This window comes from Prochlorococcus sp. MIT 0801 (assembly GCF_000757865.1).
In the GTDB taxonomy this organism is placed as follows: Bacteria; Cyanobacteriota; Cyanobacteriia; order PCC-6307; family Cyanobiaceae; genus Prochlorococcus_B.
Genome location: NZ_CP007754.1, coordinates 727656 through 744743, shown reverse-complemented (window position 1 = coordinate 744743; position 17088 = coordinate 727656). Strand labels below are relative to the sequence as shown.

The window sequence follows — 17088 nt, the reverse complement described above, 5'->3', positions numbered from 1 at the left end:
AAATATACTTACACAATATTATATGATTATTAAGGCTAAAAGAACTAAATAAGAGATTTTTTAAGAAAGGCAAGTAAATACTCACAGAGGGGTCAAATGTTGAATCTAGAAAAAGAATAAAATACATAGAAGAAAACAAGTAAAAAAGGATAATTAAATATGAAATAAATAATAGATATTAAAATCAAATGAATATGAAATCAATCTTTTACAATTAAAGAAATTTAAAATATAATGATTATAAAGTTCAAAATCTTATTACCATATATTAATATAGCATAAATATTTAGCGTGCTTTAAGATATTTAGAATGAAAGTAAAACATTGGTCATTACCTAATGGTGCTACATGTGTTGTAGCTGATATTGAAGAATCAAAGTTGACTTGTATTGACTTTTGGTGCAAAGGAGGAAGTCTTAGTGAAATGAAAGATGAAGAAGGGATTGCACATTTCTTAGAGCATATGATATTTAAAGGGAGTAAAAACCTTAAAGAAGGTGAATTCGATTTAAAAATTGAATCTCTTGGTGGAAGTAGTAATGCAGCAACTGGGTTAGACGATGTTCACTATCACGTTCTAGTACCCCCAGAAAAAATAGAAGAAGGACTAAATTTGATATTAGAATTATTATTGTTTCCTAAAATTGAAGAAGATGCCTTTGAAATGGAGAAAGAAGTAGTTTTAGAGGAAATCGCACAGAATATTGATCAGCCAGATGAAATTATTTATATGAAATTATTAAAGGAATGTTTAACACCACATAGATATTCGAAGCCAATACTGGGTGATAAAAATACTGTTAAAAATATGAATGCAAAACAACTAAAACTATTCCACAAAAGTCATTATGTAGGTAAAAATTGTACACTATCTATAGCAGGAGATTTGCCTAAAGAAATTCATTCAATAATCAACAATAGTAAACTTAAGGAATTAAAAACAATCTCAAAGGAGAGCGCTATAAGTAACTCAACATTTAATAAAGGTTATAAAAAAGAGACTATTCCAAGGCTTGAGGGAGGGAGAATATTGAAAGCCTGGAAACTTCCACCAGCAAAAGAGCAGCTTTTAATTTTAGGAGCAGAAATAGTTGCCACAATGTTATGCGAAGGCAAAAGCAGTCTCATTGTTAAGGACTTAAGAGAAGAAAAACGTATTATTGAATCAATAGATATAGATTTACAAATCCTTGAAGAGGGTGGATTAATTCTTCTAGATGTCAGTTGTCCAGAAGAGAACCTTAAAATTGTCGAAAGTGAAGTCAATAACATTCTCAAAGAGTTAACTAGAGATTTAGTTACTAAAAAAGATTTGGAACGTGCAAAAAAATTAGTCTTAAACAATATTTATTTTGGATTAGAGTTGAGTTCTCAGATTGCCTCAACATTAGGGAATCAAGCTCTATGGGGGCGACACAACTCAATACAAAAAACAATAGATGATATTTCATATTGGACAACGGTTCGATTAAATGAATTAATATTTCCATTATTCAATCCAGAAAATTCTTTTACATTAATTGCTGAACCTGAGAAATAAATATGAACATAATTCTAGACAAACTTAATAGCAAAAATATAATGTCTGCCAAACTATGGATAGAAGACGGGAGTAGGAATGATCCAAAAGATAAAAAAGGAATTCATCAACTATTAAGCTCAACAATGCTTAGAGGTTGTGGACCATACAATAATAAGCAGATCGCTGAAATTGTAGAAAGTTGTGGTGCAAGTTTAAACTGTGATACATACGAAGATGGTATTTTAATAAGTCTTAAATGTGTCGAAAATGATGCGTATACACTTTTCCCTTTAATTGGATGGATGATTACAAAACCTTTACTTCAAGTAGATCAGTTTGACTTAGAAAAAGATCTAACAATAAAAGCCATTAAAAGACAAAAAGAGAGTACATATCAACTAGCTTTTGATGCCTGGAGAAAGATGATATATGGAGATGGACCTTATGGACATGACCCACTAGGATCGATTAATGATATAAAGAAAATTAATAAAGAACATATATTGCCAATCGCAAGCTCATTAATTCATAGAAAAAAGAACTTGGTAATTTCAGGAAAGTTTCCAATTAACTTAGATAAATATATAGAAAATTCAATTGAATTTATGGGGATTAGTAAAAATATTAACAAGCAAAAGAAAACAATTAACAATGTAAACAAAACCGAACGTCTACTTAAACAAAAAAGAAGTATTTGCACACATTCATTAAATACTAAACAAGTCATTCTGCTACTTGGTAAGGCAACAATTAGATATGATAATAAATCTGATATTTTGCTTAGATTATTATCATGTTACTTAGGTTATGGAATGTCAAGTTTATTATTTAAGGTCCTCAGAGAAAAGTATGGAGTAGTTTATGAAGCAGGGGTTTATCATCCTATTAGAGAGAGTCAAACACCATTTATTATGCACGCTTCTACAAGTGAAGAGAAAGGAAACATTACTCTTCAATTACTAAAAGAGTGTTGGGAAAAAATTATCAATTGTGAAATCTCTCCTGAAGAATTATATCTTGTAAAAATGAAATATCGAGGTCAAATGGCTCATTCTTTGCAGAGTATTAGTCAAAGAGCTGAGCACAAAGCCCATCTTTTAGGAATTGGGCTAACAAAGGATCACGATAAAGAAATTCTGAAAAGACTCGAAAGTATAACTAGTAAAGAAATCAAGGATGCAGCAAATAGATATTTAAAGAACCCATTTCTAAGCGTATGTAGTAACAAAGAAGTTATTCGAAAAATCGTTAAAGACTGGAAAGTTTAATCAAGTCACATTTTTCTTATCAGTCATCCATAGCCACAATCTTAAGTCTTTCAGAAGGAATCAAGAAATTACCCCTTCTAAATTTTACTTCTAATAAGTCATTTGCTCTTATTCCAACAATCACCCCAACTTCATCAAGAGATACTAGATCTGGGGGTCTGAGCATTGATATAGCATCGGATGTCTTCAAATATGGCAAAGGAACTTGTAAGGATACTTTTTCTCCAACTGAAAATTTCATTATGAATAAATAGTTCTAGATAATAATATTGACATATCAATCAATTTGTAAATAATAAGTGAGATCAGCTAATTAAATTAATTGCACAAATTTACAAGTTGGACTCAAGCAATAACAGGCGTAATGCTAATCATAATATGCTCAATGATACCATCATCAATAATTTCCCCTCAAGAAGACCTATCTCTCTCAATTACCCCACTACATAGCAATTGGCAAATCCAAGGAGTCCTTTTGACTTCACTCGTTTGCGGACCCCAAATAGGAACAATTTCTGCAATTTCCTATCTGATTATAGGTTTATTCTATTTGCCTGTTTTTCATGGAGGGGGTAGTGTTGGTTATATCTTAACTCATGAATTTGGGTACTTATTAGGATTTATTCCAGCGGCATGGATATGTGGTTTCTTAGCTAAAAAAGAGACCAAAGCTAATTTAATTAATTATTCACTCTATACTGCCACGTCATTATGTGCTGTGCATATCATAGGAATTATTTATCTAATTATTGGGAAAGTATTTGGGAAGTGGTTAGAGAATTTATCTGATCTTATTTTAATAAATACTTTTATACCTTTGCCAACTCAACTATTACTATGCATATCAATAAGTCTATTATCTATATTCTTAAGAAGAGTCTTAATAATAAAATGACTTCATTTAACAGGAAAAGTATTAAGATCATCTCTTATTCTTTTTATATTGTTTTATTAGATCAAGTTACTAAGTTTTTAGTATTAAATACATTAGGGTTTCAAAGATCTCAAAACATTATTCCTAATCTTTTAAATCTCACCCTAGTAAGAAACAGCGGTGCTGCATTTAGTCTTCTAAGCAATTCCACAAGCCTTCTTACTATTATAAGCATTCTGGCCTCATTATTATTAATCACCGTTATATTAAGATTTCCACCAAGATCTAAATGGAATTTGATAGGACTTGCCTATCTTTTAGGTGGTACTTTAGGTAACGGAATTGATAGATTGTTCAAAGGTTATGTTCTAGATTTTCTAGATCTAGTTCCAATTAATTTTCCTATTTTTAATGTAGCAGATATATCAATAAACATTGCTTTAATTTGTTTTACAATCGATATAATTAAAACTAAAGATAAGTCGCAATTAAAGTATTAATCGAATGGTAATTATCAAATGAAAATCCTTAACTCAAGAAAAATAATATTATATATATTGATAATATTAATTAGCTTGATAATTATAGGTTTGGTTGGAGCAATAATTAGATTAATAAATATACCTGCCATATTAATTACAGTATTAATAATAGTTGGTTTAAGTTATTCGAAAAAAATAGATTGGTTGCAAAACAGTCTAAGATCAATATTTAAAATAAAGAAAGAGAAGGAATCATTAGATTTAAAGTTAATTAGCAAAAAAGAAGCCGCAGATAAATCATTAAAAAGTATTGATTATTTAATCACATTAATCAATGATAAAGTCAAGGCCAAGGCCTTAAAGGATGAAAAGGATAGAGTTTCATTAGAGTTAGATAGAGGAGATATTATTTTAGTAGTTTTTGGAATTGGCTCAAGCGGTAAAACATCATTAATAAGAGCTCTATTAAAAAAAATAGTAGGTAAAGTTAGTCCTGAAATGGGTTCAACGACAGAGAAAGAAACCTTCCGGCTAAAGCTTAAAGGACTTACAAGGGGGATAAAAATAATTGATACCCCCGGTATACTAGAAGCTGGCATAGGGGGTAGAGAAAGGGAAAAGAGTGCCTTAATAGAGGCAAGTAAATCTGATTTAATGTTAGTAGTAATTGAAGGTGATTTACGTTCTGAAGAAACAAGAATAATTAGGAGTTTGTCAAAATCAGGGAAAAGACTTTTACTCGTTTTAAATAAAATAGATTTAAGAGGAGAAAGTGAAGAAAAAAGATTAATTGAAATACTAAATTCTAGATGTAATGATTTTATTAATCCTAATGACATTATTTGTACATCAGCCTCACCTCAGACAATTGCTGTCGCTGGTAAAAAGCCCTATCAGCCAGCCCCTGAAATCAACAGTTTAATTAGAAGATTAGCAAATATCCTACATGAAGAAGGTGAAGAATTAATTGCAGATAATATATTACTTCAGTGCAGCAATATTGGAAAAGAAGGAAAAAAGTTATTAATCAAACAAAGAACTCAATCAGCCAAAAAATGTATAGATAATTATGGGTGGCTCAGCAGTGGTGTATTAATACTTACTCCTCTTCCTGTCTTAGATATGATTGCTGCAGCGGCTGTAAATGCACAAATGGTAATAGAAATAGCTAAAATACATGGTGTAGAACTTACAAATGAAAGGGCAAAGAATTTAGCACTTTCGGTAGGAAAAATACTTGCAACTATGGGTTTAGTTAAAGGTGGAGTTTCTTTAATAAGTTCAACATTAAGTTTATCACTACCAACATTAGTTATTAGTAAAGTAATTCAAGGTATTAGTGTATCTTGGCTTACCAGGATTGCAGGAGCAAGTTTCATTACTTATTTCCAACAAGATCAAGACTGGGGAGATGGAGGAATACAAGAAGTTGTTGAATATCATTACAACTTAAACAAAAGGGACGAATATTTTAAAAGTTTTATTCGTAGGGCTTATGAAAGAGTTATTGATCCGCTAGTTGAAAAGAATTTGAAAAAGCTACCACCGAGATCAAGGCCTCCGAAGGAGGGGGACTCATCGGACCTCTAAAATCTAAAGCAAAAACTAATGCTAAATAAATTAGGCCAACAAAAATTGATATTAAAGCTGTTATTAAAGCCAATATATTTTTTTTATTAAAAAAATCCTTATTCATATTAAAATCAACTAATTGACTGATTAATCAGATTAGCTAACATTTGTAAATCTTCAAATTTAGTATTTGGGTTTCCCATAACAGCTTTTAAATAATATCTATCTCCATACATTGGTCTAGAAAGCATAAACTTATTAGCTAACAAAGAGTTTCTTGTTTTTATAGACCAATCGGATGCTTGAGAAGAACTATAATTAATAGGTGTAAAAGCTAAAAGATGAAGAGGACCTGATATTATTTTAAATTTTGATTGATCAATTATTGATTCTAAATAACATCTTCTTTTAATTGAGCTCAAAAGTATTTTTTCAATACCCTCTTCACCTAATTGTCTTAATCCAATCCACAATTTCAATGACTCGGCGGATCTAGTACCTTGAATTCCAAGTTCTCCTCCATGAAAATCATCCCCTGTAATTGGCTCGGCATAAGGGAGTCCGGTTGAAAATGTAGAAGAAAGATGCTTTTTATTGGCTACGAGTAATAAAGAAGAAGTTTTTGGGATTCCCAATAATTTCTGTGGATTTATAGTTAAAGAATCAGCGAAACCTAATCCTTGAACAATTTCTGAAGTCATTTCTGATAAACCATAAATGCCACCAATTGCACCATCAACATGAAGCCAAACATTCTCTTTTTTACAAAATTTAGCGATCTCAGAAAGTGGATCAATAGCGCCTCTTACAGTAGTTCCAGCTGTCGCAACGACAGCAAAGCATTTCTTCCCCTGAGATTTAATTTTATTTAAACTTGTTCGTAAACTAGAAATTTTTAATGCACCATTTTCATCTGTAGAAACTTTTTGTAGAGATTGCTGGTTAAGCCCCATAATTCTAAAAGCTTTTGAGAATGAAACATGACAATCATGACTTGCAAAAAAAACAGCCTTAGGATCAGTTTCTAGACCAGAAATATTTCTTGCCATTACCAAAGCCATTAAATTACTCAAACTCCCACCGCTAGCGGCTACGCCTCCAGACAAATCACCAAGACCTAGTTTCTGACAAAACCATTTACATAGGTTTCTTTCCAAGGAAGACAAGCTAGGGGATAACTCATCGGCTAAAAGATTATTATTTAAACCTGCACAAATTAGTTCTCCTACTATTGAAGCTGATAGAGGAGGTGGATCCAAATGTGCAAGAGATCCTGGATGCGATGGTCGATAGGAACCATCCATTAGTGATTGGAGTTCGCTCAGTAAAACTTCATTAGAAACACCTTCTTTTGCGGGATAGACCACTGGCAATTCAAATGAATCGGGCATTGGACCTTCGCTGGCTGATTCAGCAAACCAATCACAAAGATTACTTGAGGCCTGAGCAAGTAAAGAACGCAGTTCTTTATCTAAGTTTTGAGGGGATGCGAAAGGATTCAAAGAAAATAAAACTCTATTTGTAGTATTGGATGATCCAGTTCAAACCAAAAAATGATTAATCTCTAGATAAACATTTTATTTGATAGTTCACCAAACATCTAAAAAATTGTCAAAAACAATCGATCTCAATCAAAAAGAAAAAATAGAGTGGATGACAAGATTGCTAACGAAAGCAAGACTTGTAGGAGAAAGAGGTGAGGTTCCTATTGCTGCAGTTATTCTCGACAAAAAAGGTAGGTGTATTGGCTATGGGGGGAACAGGAGAGAATCAATGAAAGATCCTTTAGGTCATGCTGAGTTAGTAGCTCTTCGCCAAGCTTCTTGGATTAAAAATGATTGGAGATTTAATGACTGTACTTTGATAGTAAATTTAGAGCCATGTCCCATGTGCGCAGGCGCATTAATACAAGCAAGGATGGGGAAGATTATCTATGGTTCTGAAGATCCAAAGAGAGGCGCGCTAGGTGGAACTATTAATCTAGCGGAACATAAAAGTGCTCATCACAACATGTTGATTGAAAGAGGAATAATGGAAGAAGAATCTAGGAAGATTATCGTGGATTGGTTTAAAGATAAAAGATTAATAGCTAGAGAAAATTTTGTTATCTAAACTTAGGTAATTCAGTTTCAAAAATATTTATTATCTTATCTACATTTGCAGAGGTGGAATTATATCCCATCAAACCAATTCTCCATACTTTTCCAGCCAGATCACCTAAGCCACCACCTATCTCCACTCCAAAATTATTTAGCAAATGCTTAGTAAATGCCTTACCATCTACTCCCTCAGGTATTTTGACTGTTGTTAGGGTAGGCAAGCGTAATTCTTCTTTAACGTGTAATTCTAAACCAATATTTTCCAACGAATTCCAAAGCGATTTTGCATTTGTACTATGTCTATCCCATGAGACTTCTAATCCTTCTTCCGCTAACAATCTAAGCGCTTCTCGAATGCCAAAATTCATATTTACGGGAGCCGTATGATGATATACACGATCACTACCCCAATACTTATTAAGCAAAGAGACATCTAAATACCAATTAGGAACTTTGTCTTTTCTATTAGACATTTTATTTTCGGCTCTCTCATTCATTGAAAAAGGACCTAATCCTGGAGGGCAACTTAATCCTTTCTGACTACAACTGTAAGCCAGATCAATTTTCCATTCATCTAAATAAAGAGGAACACCTCCCAAAGAAGTTACTGTGTCTACAAGAAGTAAACAATTATATTTTCTGCATAAATCACCAATTCCATCCATGGGTTGACATACACCTGTTGAGGTTTCCGCATGAACAATTGCGAAAACAGCTGGGGTATGTTTCCTCAGTGCATCTTCTATTTCCTCAAGTGAAAATGCATTACCCCAATCTTTATGAATTGTTTCTACATTCGCTTTATATCTACCTGCCATGTCAGCAAGTCGATGTCCAAAATATCCTTTGATAGCTACTAATACCGTATCTTCTGACTCAACGACATTTGCTAATGTTGCCTCCATTGCGGCACTTCCTGTACCACTCATTGGAAGTGTTAATCGATTGCTAGTTTGCCAAGCATATCTAAGCAATTCTTGAACCTCACTCATCAATTCCACATAAAAAGGATCTAAATGACCAATGGGAGGCTGAGAGAGCGCTTTCAAAACAGCAGGATCTGCGTTTGATGGGCCTGGCCCAAGCAATAGCCTTTCAGGAGAAACAGTTGGACCAAAATCTTTACGATGTTGATTATCAACAGAAGGAAGAATTTGAGTGGCCAAGAAAACAGATCGATTAATATCTCTTCTGAGCCTAAAAGGCAATGGGCAAAGTCGGGGTGTTTTTATTAGGGATTGCAATAGGAATTTGCTAGATCTGCTAAAAAAGACAAAAATAATAAAAGATTTCTGTTAAAAGTCTAAAAAAAGTGCTTCTTAATACAAAAGGAGATGCGATCGCTTATTACGTTCATAATTAAGTATCTCTGTTGTAAATCAAATTCATCATGAGCAAGACCTCTCAAGATGTTCTTCGTCAAATCAAGGATGAGGGCATTGAGCTAATAGATTTAAAATTCACTGACTTACATGGGAAGTGGCAACATTTAACCGTAGCATCAGATCTCATTGAAGAAAGCTCTTTCTCCGAAGGACTTGCTTTTGACGGTTCTTCTATCCGCGGATGGAAAGCTATAAACGAATCTGATATGGCAATGGTTCCAGATCCATCAACAAGCTGGATAGACCCTTTTTATCACCACAAGACTCTTAGCTTGATTTGTTCTATTCAGGAGCCAAGGAGTGGGGAACCATATGCCAGATGTCCTAGAGCTTTGGCACAAAAAGCATTGGATTATCTAGGAAGCACTAGTGTTGCAGATTCTGCTTTCTTCGGTCCTGAACCAGAATTTTTTATTTTTGATGATGTTCGATATAACTCAGGGGAAGGCGGAAGTTTTTATAGCGTTGATACCATAGAAGCCCCATGGAATACTGGGAGAGTAGAAGAAGGGGGAAACCTTGGATATAAAATTCAACTAAAAGAAGGGTATTTCCCAGTCTCACCAAATGACACAGCGCAAGACATGAGATCTGAGATGCTTCTGCTGATGGGTGAATTGGGTATACCCATTGAGAAACATCACCATGAAGTAGCGGGAGCTGGCCAACATGAATTAGGAATGAAATTTGCTCCCCTAATCAACGCAGCTGACAATGTAATGATCTACAAATACATTGTCAGAAATGTAGCAAAAAAATATGGGAAGACTGCCACCTTTATGCCTAAGCCAGTCTTCAATGACAATGGAACAGGGATGCATGTACATCAAAGCTTATGGAAAGGCGGTCAACCTTTATTCTATGGAGAGGGTACATATGCCAATTTATCTCAAACAGCTAAATGGTACATAGGTGGAATACTAAAACATGCACCATCATTCCTTGCGTTTACAAATCCAACTACCAACAGTTACAAAAGATTGGTACCAGGATTCGAGGCTCCAGTTAATTTAGTTTATTCACAGGGTAATAGATCAGCTGCTGTAAGAATCCCCTTAACTGGACCAAGTCCAAAAGCAAAGAGGCTAGAATTTAGATCAGGAGATGCATTGGCCAACCCTTACATTGCTTTTTCAGCAATGATGATGGCAGGTATCGATGGAATCAAAAATCAGATTGATCCTGGAGATGGAGTTGACGTAGACCTTTTTGAACTTCCATCAGAGGAATTATCAAAAATAGACACTGTTCCTTCCTCATTGAATGATGCATTAGAGGCATTAAAAAATGACAACAATTATTTAACTGAAGGGGGAGTATTTACAGAAGATTTCATTAATAACTGGATAGAGCTTAAATACGAAGAAGTTCAACAGCTAAGACAAAGGCCTCATCCTCATGAATTCACCATGTACTACGACGCTTAAAATAAATTCCTCTAATAATTTTTAGGATGCAGAATTAAGGTCTATGCAAAATTATGCATAGACCTTAATTTTTTTTTAGGTAACTCGTCACTAATCAATCAAATCTGTTAGATAATAGATAAATTAGAAAATGGTTCATGGCAGCGCCAAGCCTTAAAAAAATTGCTTACCATACTCTTCAACAAGGGAAAACGCTTGCTGGGTTAGCTCATAAAGAGTTGAGTACAAAGTTAATGGAAGTATTTGCACCTGGAGCCGCTCCAGGAAATTTTCCAATCAATCAAGATCTAATAAAAGAAGTTAGAAGATCAATGGAAAAACTAGAAAATATTGATTGGAGAGAAGCAGAGGCAGGTATTTACCCTAAATCACAACTTTTCGAAGCTCCATGGTTTGAATGGGCAAAGAAATATCCCTTGGTTTGGCTAGATATGCCACAAACTTGGAAGAGGCGAAAAAAAAATAAGACCAGAGAAATCCCAAAAATTATCAATGAAGAAGATTACCCTGACTACTATCTACAGAATTTTCATCACCAAACAGATGGTTACCTAAGTGACCATTCTGCTGAAATTTATGACTTACAAGTTGAGATTCTTTTCAATGGGACTGCCGATTCTATGAGAAGAAGAGTTTTATCTCCTTTAAAAAGAGGTTTGAAAAAATATCTATCTGAAGGCTCAAGGAAAGTAAAGGTTTTAGACATAGCGACAGGAACGGGAAGAACACTACAGCAAATACAAAGTGCATTACCTCAAGTTGAACTTTATGGTCTTGATTTGTCAGGCTCATACCTAAAACAAGCAAGTAAATATCTAAGTTCCAGAAGTGGAGATCTTGTTCAACTGACCAAAGGAAATGCAGAGAAAATGCCCTATGCATCCGAGAGTTTTCATGCATTAACTTGTGTTTTTCTATTTCACGAACTTCCCAGAGATGCACGACAGAATGTTTTGAACGAATGCTTCAGATTGTTAGAACCTGGCGGAATACTTGTTCTTGCCGACTCCATTCAAATAGAAGATTCTCCAAAGTTCACTCCAATAATGGAAAACTTTCACAAAATCTTTCATGAACCTTACTACAGAGATTACATAGTTGATAACATAAACTTAAGATTAGAAGAAAGTGGATTTTCATCTATAACTTCTGAATCCCACTTCATGACTAAAGTATGGAAAGCAACCAAGCCAAATTGATTTTATTGATAAAATGATTTAAAAAAGTCACAAATAAATATTATTTTATGCTAAAAACACACAAAAACATATGGCCAGGAAAAGTTAAGTTACTGGCAAAAGAACTCCATCATGAAATCAGTCTTAATAATGACAACTGGCATCAATTTAGGGGAAACAAACAAAGAAGAAGCGCCGAATTAATCATGTCAGCTATTTCACAATTGATTAATGATGGAGATGAAGCAGAAATAGAAAAATTACTTAACCAAGCAATATTATGGATTAAAGAAGAAATTAAAGATACAGGATGTAAAAGTCATTAAAAAATTATTTCTTGAATGATAATTGCAGTCTATTCCCTTTCCTACTCCATCTGACATCATCAAAACACTTATGAATTAAATAAATTCCTCTTCCGCTATTAGCATCAATTTCTAAAGGTAGAGAACTCACTCTTTTAGTTTTAACTACGCCTAATCCTTCGTCCTGAATTTGCCAAACGAACCAATATGGAGTAAGAACTCTTCGAACTCGAATAACTTTATTAGGATCAGATAAGTTTCCATGTACTACAGCATTAACAAGGGCCTCATGCAATCCTAATTCAATCTTTTTTGCAGTTTCTCTACATATTACAGGCTCTAAAAGAGTTTCAATAAATGATGATAGTTTTAAAGTAGAGGGATGAATAAATACATCCCAATTTTTAGAAGGCACCACAATTAATTAAAACAGATTTAGTAAATTAGTCTTCTGATCAAAAAATTAGTTTGGAATTAAAACGTAATTTAAGTCATCAAAAGTATTATTTGAGAAAAACTTAAGCATTAATAATTAAATGGTTAACTTTTAGTTTTAAATACTCGATGGTTTAGTAACGCATCCATCAAACGAACTCCTCTCAGTTGATTAACCAACGGCATGTGACCATTAGGTGCTTCAATTGACCAATCAAATGCTTTCGGATATCTAGTCCATATGCCATCTTTTTTCCAACCTATTCGAGGCCAAAGATTGTCATATCTTCCCCCTAATGAATCTAATATTTTCGCTTGAACTGTAAAGCCAAATTTTCCTCTAGAATAAACAACCCAAAGTTTATCCAAAGTTGACAAATCAATCGAAGGTATTGATTCAACCTCAGAGAAATAAACATACCCTCTTTTTACTGCCTTTTCTCCTGCAAGCTCTCTAAGTTTCGAGCTTGTAAAACGGTCAGCATCCTCATAGCTTTCATTTAATAAAAATCGCTGAAGAGGTGAATAATCAAAACCAACAGCTGATGGGGAATCAAACCAAGAAAGGTCATCACAATTGAGAGTATTTTTTATGAAATCTTTATCAGTTTTATGAATGAGTTGCAAAATGAAGCCAGGAGGCCAGTCATAAATACCAGGGTCAAAGCCAGACATTAAAGTTGACCCAAGGCCAAGAAGCTCCTCAACCCTCTCCTCTAAACCATTTAACAATCCGAGTCGTTTCCTTTCTGAAGCCATCTTAAAAGCCTCTAAGAACTCCTCTATGCTCTCTTTATTTGGATGTGATTTTTCTTCAGTCATGATCAACTGCAGGCCTAAAATGACCTAAGCACTAATACTATGTCAGAGAAACCTACCAATTCGAGCTTTCCCGTTACGGATTTTCGAAATTTAACCAGTCCAATTATTGATGTAAGAAGTCCTAGCGAATTTTGGCAAGGTCATTGGCCTGGTGCTGTCAATATTCCTTTATTTTCTGATAGCGAAAGAGAGATAATTGGGAAAAGTTATAAAAAAGAAAGTCGCTTAAAAGCAATATTTAATGGATTAACAATAACCATTCCTAACACTAAAAAACTATTAGAAATAATCCATCATATCACCACAAAAAAAGAAGGAAGGAATAAATCATTACGAATATATTGTTGGAGAGGTGGCATGAGATCTAGTGCTTTTGCCTGGCTTGCACGAACAAAAGGTTTTAGGACATATTTACTAAAAGGTGGATATAAAAACTATAGAAAATGGGTTTTAAATCAATTTGAGAATGATTTACCAATAAGACTTTTAGGAGGTAAAACAGGTACAGGGAAAACAGACATCTTAAATTATATAAATGAAGAAAATATACATGTAATTGATCTAGAGGGAATTGCTAATCACAGAGGGAGTAGTTTTGGTTCATTAGGTATGAGGGCGCAACCTACAACTCAACAATTTGAAAATATTCTCGCAGAATCAATATATAACTTTCAAAAAAATAGTGCTATGGAGATATGGATTGAAGCAGAAAGTTCTAATCTAGGTAAATGTCGAATACCAAATAGTTTGTATACAAAAATGAAAAAAGCACCGATCATTGAAATAATTAAAGATAAAAATGAACGTGTAAAGAATTTAGTCAATGTTTATAGTCAAAATTCACAAACTGAATTAAAAGATGCTGTAAATAGAATAAGTAAGAGATTAGGTCCACAAAGAACAAAAGAAGCATTAACGGCGATTGAAAGAAAAGAATGGTCAAAAGCCGCTGAATCCATGCTCGATTATTATGACAAGTGCTATGAATACGAGCTTAAAAAAACAAATAATATAAATTCAATTAATCTTAGTGGTTTAAGCCTAAAATCATCATTAAATAAAATCTTGAATGAGAACCTTAATCCCCTATAGTTTCAAATAAGGAAATCTCTTTTAATTAAATCCAAAGAAAATATGACTAAAATCAATGAGAATGTTGGAATTCAATTTGTTAAAGGTAAAAACGAAAAAGATCATCCTGAAATTCGTTTATTTAGAGACCTCGATGGCAAAAAAGGTAAAGCGGTATATAAATTCTATAGGCCTACAACAATAACACTAACTAATTATAAATCTGTTAAGAAAATGTATCTTATAGATTCCGAAGGTGAGCTTTCAACTAAAAAAATTGATTTATCTATTTCAGATGATCATATTAAAGAAATAAAGTCCACTTATGATTGGAAAACAGAAAAAGAATTCGAGAGGTTTATGCGCTTCGCATCAAGATATGCAAATTCATTGTCTCATAATTAATTATTTAAATTGAAACCAACTAGCTTGCTATCAATTACAGCTTTAATTATTTCAATATTGATTTTATGGAGTTTAAAAGAAATAATAATACTATTTTTTGCTTCGATAATCTTAGCAATGGCTCTTTGTACTATTACTGGTAAAATAAGAGATTTCTTTAAGGTCCCTAGGTGGATATCTTTAGTAATAGCTATAATTTCTATATTACTAATTTCAAGTCTTTCAATAGTTATAATTATCCCACAATTCACTAGTCAATTTCAAGAGTTAATAAGTCAAATACCATCAGCCGCAAGCAAACTATGGGATCTATCAATAAACACCTTTTTAAATTTCGCTGAGATTATATATAAAGATAATAATCCTAACCTCGCCGACAGATCAATACTAACAACTAAGTTAAGTATGATTCCAGACGGTGCGACCCTAGCTAGTGGTGTAACGGATAGCATTACAAAGTTAGTTAGTTTAGCCGGTAATGTAGGGATAGGAATACTTCAATTGTTTTTCATAATATCAGTTAGTTTAATGATAGCTATACAACCGAACTCCTATAGAGAAGTTGCTATATTATTAGTCCCATCATTTTACAGAAGACGCGCAAGAACTATTTTATTGAGATGCGGAAATGCACTAAGTAGTTGGATGGCTGGAGTTCTATTAAGTTCAATTTTTGTAGCGATACTTGCTTCTATTGGGTTATATTTATTAGGAATAAAACTTGTAATTGCAAATGCTTTAATAGCTGGTGTTTTAAATATCATCCCAAATGTAGGTCCAACAATCAGCACTATTTTCCCTCTATCTGTAGCATTGCTAGATACACCATGGAAATCGCTTGCTGTTCTGGGCTTATATGTAGTTATTCAAAATATAGAGAGCTATGTAATAACTCCTTCAATAATGCAAAAGCAAGTCAAATTATTACCTGGTTTGACAATTACTGCACAATTTATATTCACTATTCTTTTTGGACCACTTGGTTTATTGTTAGCAATTCCAATGGCTGTAGTAATTCAAGTATTTGTTAAAGAAATAATTATTAATGACTTATTAGAAAAAAATTATTTTTCCAATAAGATTTAAAGAAAGATGAAGCAACCATTAACCATCAGAAGGATCATCGGTGCAAGTGGAAATATCATTTTGTGAAATTTCTTACATATCTTGTTTTAAAATCCATTTATTCACACCACATCAATTCTGGCAGCAAAGCCTGAGATTTACTTTTAGAACGATAATCGATTAATCAGATTCAATAAGGTTTTAAATTTTTCGATTTTTATACTTATTTTTTCATATCTATTTTTATATCATTAGTTTAATTGTCTGCACTATATGTATTTTGTTAGTAGTTTATTTTTTTAATCCAAGCAAATATTGTTCAATATAAATAATTAAATTTAATACTGTAAATTCTTAAAGTATTGTTCAAAAACTAGTTAATTTCATCAATCATCAAATTCAGGCTTAGGTTTCTTTTTGATTTTACCTGAAAGCAATTGATGTAGGGCATCTAATGAGTTATAGACTTCTTTAAGCTCAGACAACTCAGGCAACAAGCCATCCTGGCCAAGCATTTGATCCAAATCTCGTAGTTCCTGTCTGATATAACGCAAATGAGAACTAACTTCCTCTCTTTTACTAGTAGACATTATAGGATAAATTAAATTGCTTCAATTTTTTTATTTTAGCTTAAGATAAGGATATTAAGCATCAATATTTTTACAAAGTTTATAAAGTTCCAACATATCAAAAGTTTTCAATAATATTTAATTGTTTATAAAATACTGATTGCGTAAAAATCCGCAAAAACTAATCTCTCTATATTTTCGCACAATGGATTAAAAAGATAATAAAGAAAGCATGATCACTATTTTGTAAAAAAATAACAATTATACTGGGCTATCTCATAGAGATGGTTAAGAATATATATATGGATACTCAAAAAAGAAAAGACCTCAACCTGAGATTAGGCAATCTAATACTTGCAATATTTCTTGCTACGGTTCCAACAGCCATAACTTATGGCACTCTAAGTGTACATGGATTAAATATTTGTAGAAATTTAAGTTCAAAAATTAGTGATTCTAGCAAGATCAAAAAAATGTGTTATAAGGCCTCTTGGGACACGACAAAAAGCTATATTGTTTTAATTGGATTCTTTATTACATTACCAACTTGGATGTGGTTTTACTGGTCTGTAAAAAAAAAGAAATAAGTACAAAAAGTTTAGGCTCTAA

General features: G+C 33.0%; 19 protein-coding genes. 13 read left to right on the top strand and 6 right to left on the bottom strand.

From position 1 onward, the window contains the following. Positions 1–310 precede the first annotated feature (310 nt). Positions 311–1540: a pitrilysin family protein gene (locus EW15_RS03880; protein ID WP_038652157.1), complete on the top strand. Its 1230-nt coding sequence runs from the start codon at positions 311–313 to the stop codon at positions 1538–1540. 2 nt (positions 1541–1542) lie between these two features. Further along, a complete protein-coding gene (locus EW15_RS03875; protein ID WP_038652154.1) occupies positions 1543–2790 on the top strand; it encodes a pitrilysin family protein in 1248 nt (415 codons plus the stop codon). A 19-nt stretch (positions 2791–2809) separates the two neighbouring features. On the opposite strand, the gene EW15_RS03870 is transcribed toward EW15_RS03875, so the two are convergent. After that, entirely contained in the window at positions 2810–3031 is a 222-nt protein-coding gene (locus tag EW15_RS03870; RefSeq protein ID WP_038652151.1) for an NAD(P)H dehydrogenase assembly family protein, read from the bottom strand. Positions 3032–3112: 81 nt separating this feature from the next. Here EW15_RS03870 and EW15_RS03865 point away from each other — a divergent pair, with 81 nt between their 5' ends. From EW15_RS03865 to EW15_RS03855, 3 genes are read left to right on the top strand one after another with little or no spacing between them, the layout of a single operon-like run. Further along, complete coding sequence (locus EW15_RS03865; RefSeq protein ID WP_225866602.1) at positions 3113–3685, top strand: biotin transporter BioY; 573 nt, start codon at positions 3113–3115, stop codon at positions 3683–3685. Next, positions 3682–4164, top strand: a complete 483-nt coding sequence (gene lspA, locus EW15_RS03860; protein ID WP_038652148.1) for a signal peptidase II — start codon at positions 3682–3684, stop codon at positions 4162–4164. Before EW15_RS03865 ends, lspA begins: the two co-directional genes overlap by 4 nt. 18 nt (positions 4165–4182) lie before the next feature. After that, positions 4183–5736, top strand: coding sequence for a DUF697 domain-containing protein (locus EW15_RS03855; RefSeq protein WP_038652145.1), 1554 nt, complete (start codon positions 4183–4185; stop codon positions 5734–5736). 113 nt (positions 5737–5849) lie between these two features. Here EW15_RS03855 and EW15_RS03850 read toward each other — a convergent pair whose 3' ends face one another. Then, positions 5850–7220, bottom strand: coding sequence for an aminotransferase class V-fold PLP-dependent enzyme (locus EW15_RS03850; RefSeq protein WP_038652144.1), 1371 nt, complete (start codon positions 7218–7220; stop codon positions 5850–5852). Positions 7221–7371: 151 nt separating this feature from the next. Between EW15_RS03850 and EW15_RS03845 the strand changes: the two genes are divergently transcribed. Further along, a complete protein-coding gene (locus EW15_RS03845) occupies positions 7372–7830 on the top strand; it encodes a nucleoside deaminase (protein ID WP_038655138.1) in 459 nt (152 codons plus the stop codon). Here the strand turns inward: EW15_RS03845 and EW15_RS03840 are convergent. Continuing rightward, positions 7823–9001, bottom strand: coding sequence for an alanine--glyoxylate aminotransferase family protein (locus tag EW15_RS03840; RefSeq protein ID WP_052041236.1), 1179 nt, complete (start codon positions 8999–9001; stop codon positions 7823–7825). The genes EW15_RS03845 and EW15_RS03840 overlap by 8 nt on opposite strands. A gap of 206 nt (positions 9002–9207) precedes the next feature. Here EW15_RS03840 and glnA point away from each other — a divergent pair, with 206 nt between their 5' ends. The 3 genes from glnA (at position 9208) to EW15_RS03825 (ending at position 12133) form a co-directional block, all read left to right on the top strand. Next, on the top strand, positions 9208–10629 hold the full coding sequence (glnA, locus tag EW15_RS03835; RefSeq protein WP_038652138.1) for a type I glutamate--ammonia ligase: 1422 nt from the start codon (positions 9208–9210) through the stop codon (positions 10627–10629). A gap of 137 nt (positions 10630–10766) precedes the next feature. Further along, positions 10767–11828: a class I SAM-dependent methyltransferase gene (locus EW15_RS03830; RefSeq protein WP_038652135.1), complete on the top strand. Its 1062-nt coding sequence runs from the start codon at positions 10767–10769 to the stop codon at positions 11826–11828. Positions 11829–11875: 47 nt separating this feature from the next. Then, entirely contained in the window at positions 11876–12133 is a 258-nt protein-coding gene (locus EW15_RS03825) for a DUF6439 family protein (protein WP_038652132.1), read from the top strand. 4 nt (positions 12134–12137) lie between these two features. On the opposite strand, the gene EW15_RS03820 is transcribed toward EW15_RS03825, so the two are convergent. Both EW15_RS03820 and EW15_RS03815 read right to left on the bottom strand, forming a co-directional pair. Then, positions 12138–12527: an ATP-binding protein gene (locus tag EW15_RS03820; RefSeq protein ID WP_369793870.1), complete on the bottom strand. Its 390-nt coding sequence runs from the start codon at positions 12525–12527 to the stop codon at positions 12138–12140. 125 nt (positions 12528–12652) lie between these two features. After that, a complete protein-coding gene (locus tag EW15_RS03815; RefSeq protein WP_038652125.1) occupies positions 12653–13369 on the bottom strand; it encodes a GUN4 domain-containing protein in 717 nt (238 codons plus the stop codon). A gap of 39 nt (positions 13370–13408) precedes the next feature. On the opposite strand from EW15_RS03815, the gene mnmH reads away from it, so the two are divergent. The 3 genes from mnmH to EW15_RS03800 are packed head-to-tail and all read left to right on the top strand — an operon-like array spanning position 13409 to position 15931. Beyond that, positions 13409–14461: a tRNA 2-selenouridine(34) synthase MnmH gene (mnmH, locus tag EW15_RS03810; protein ID WP_038652122.1), complete on the top strand. Its 1053-nt coding sequence runs from the start codon at positions 13409–13411 to the stop codon at positions 14459–14461. A gap of 42 nt (positions 14462–14503) precedes the next feature. Then, positions 14504–14845 carry a photosystem II reaction center protein Psb28 gene (gene psb28, locus EW15_RS03805; RefSeq protein WP_038652119.1) on the top strand — a complete coding sequence of 114 codons (342 nt, stop codon included), beginning with the start codon at positions 14504–14506 and terminating at the stop codon, positions 14843–14845. 9 nt (positions 14846–14854) lie between these two features. Beyond that, positions 14855–15931, top strand: coding sequence for an AI-2E family transporter (locus tag EW15_RS03800; RefSeq protein ID WP_038652116.1), 1077 nt, complete (start codon positions 14855–14857; stop codon positions 15929–15931). A 365-nt stretch (positions 15932–16296) separates the two neighbouring features. Here EW15_RS03800 and EW15_RS03795 read toward each other — a convergent pair whose 3' ends face one another. After that, positions 16297–16500: a hypothetical protein gene (locus EW15_RS03795; protein ID WP_038652113.1), complete on the bottom strand. Its 204-nt coding sequence runs from the start codon at positions 16498–16500 to the stop codon at positions 16297–16299. Positions 16501–16781: 281 nt separating this feature from the next. Between EW15_RS03795 and EW15_RS03790 the strand changes: the two genes are divergently transcribed. Next, positions 16782–17066 carry a hypothetical protein gene (locus EW15_RS03790; RefSeq protein WP_225866601.1) on the top strand — a complete coding sequence of 95 codons (285 nt, stop codon included), beginning with the start codon at positions 16782–16784 and terminating at the stop codon, positions 17064–17066. Positions 17067–17088: the final 22 nt, after the last annotated feature.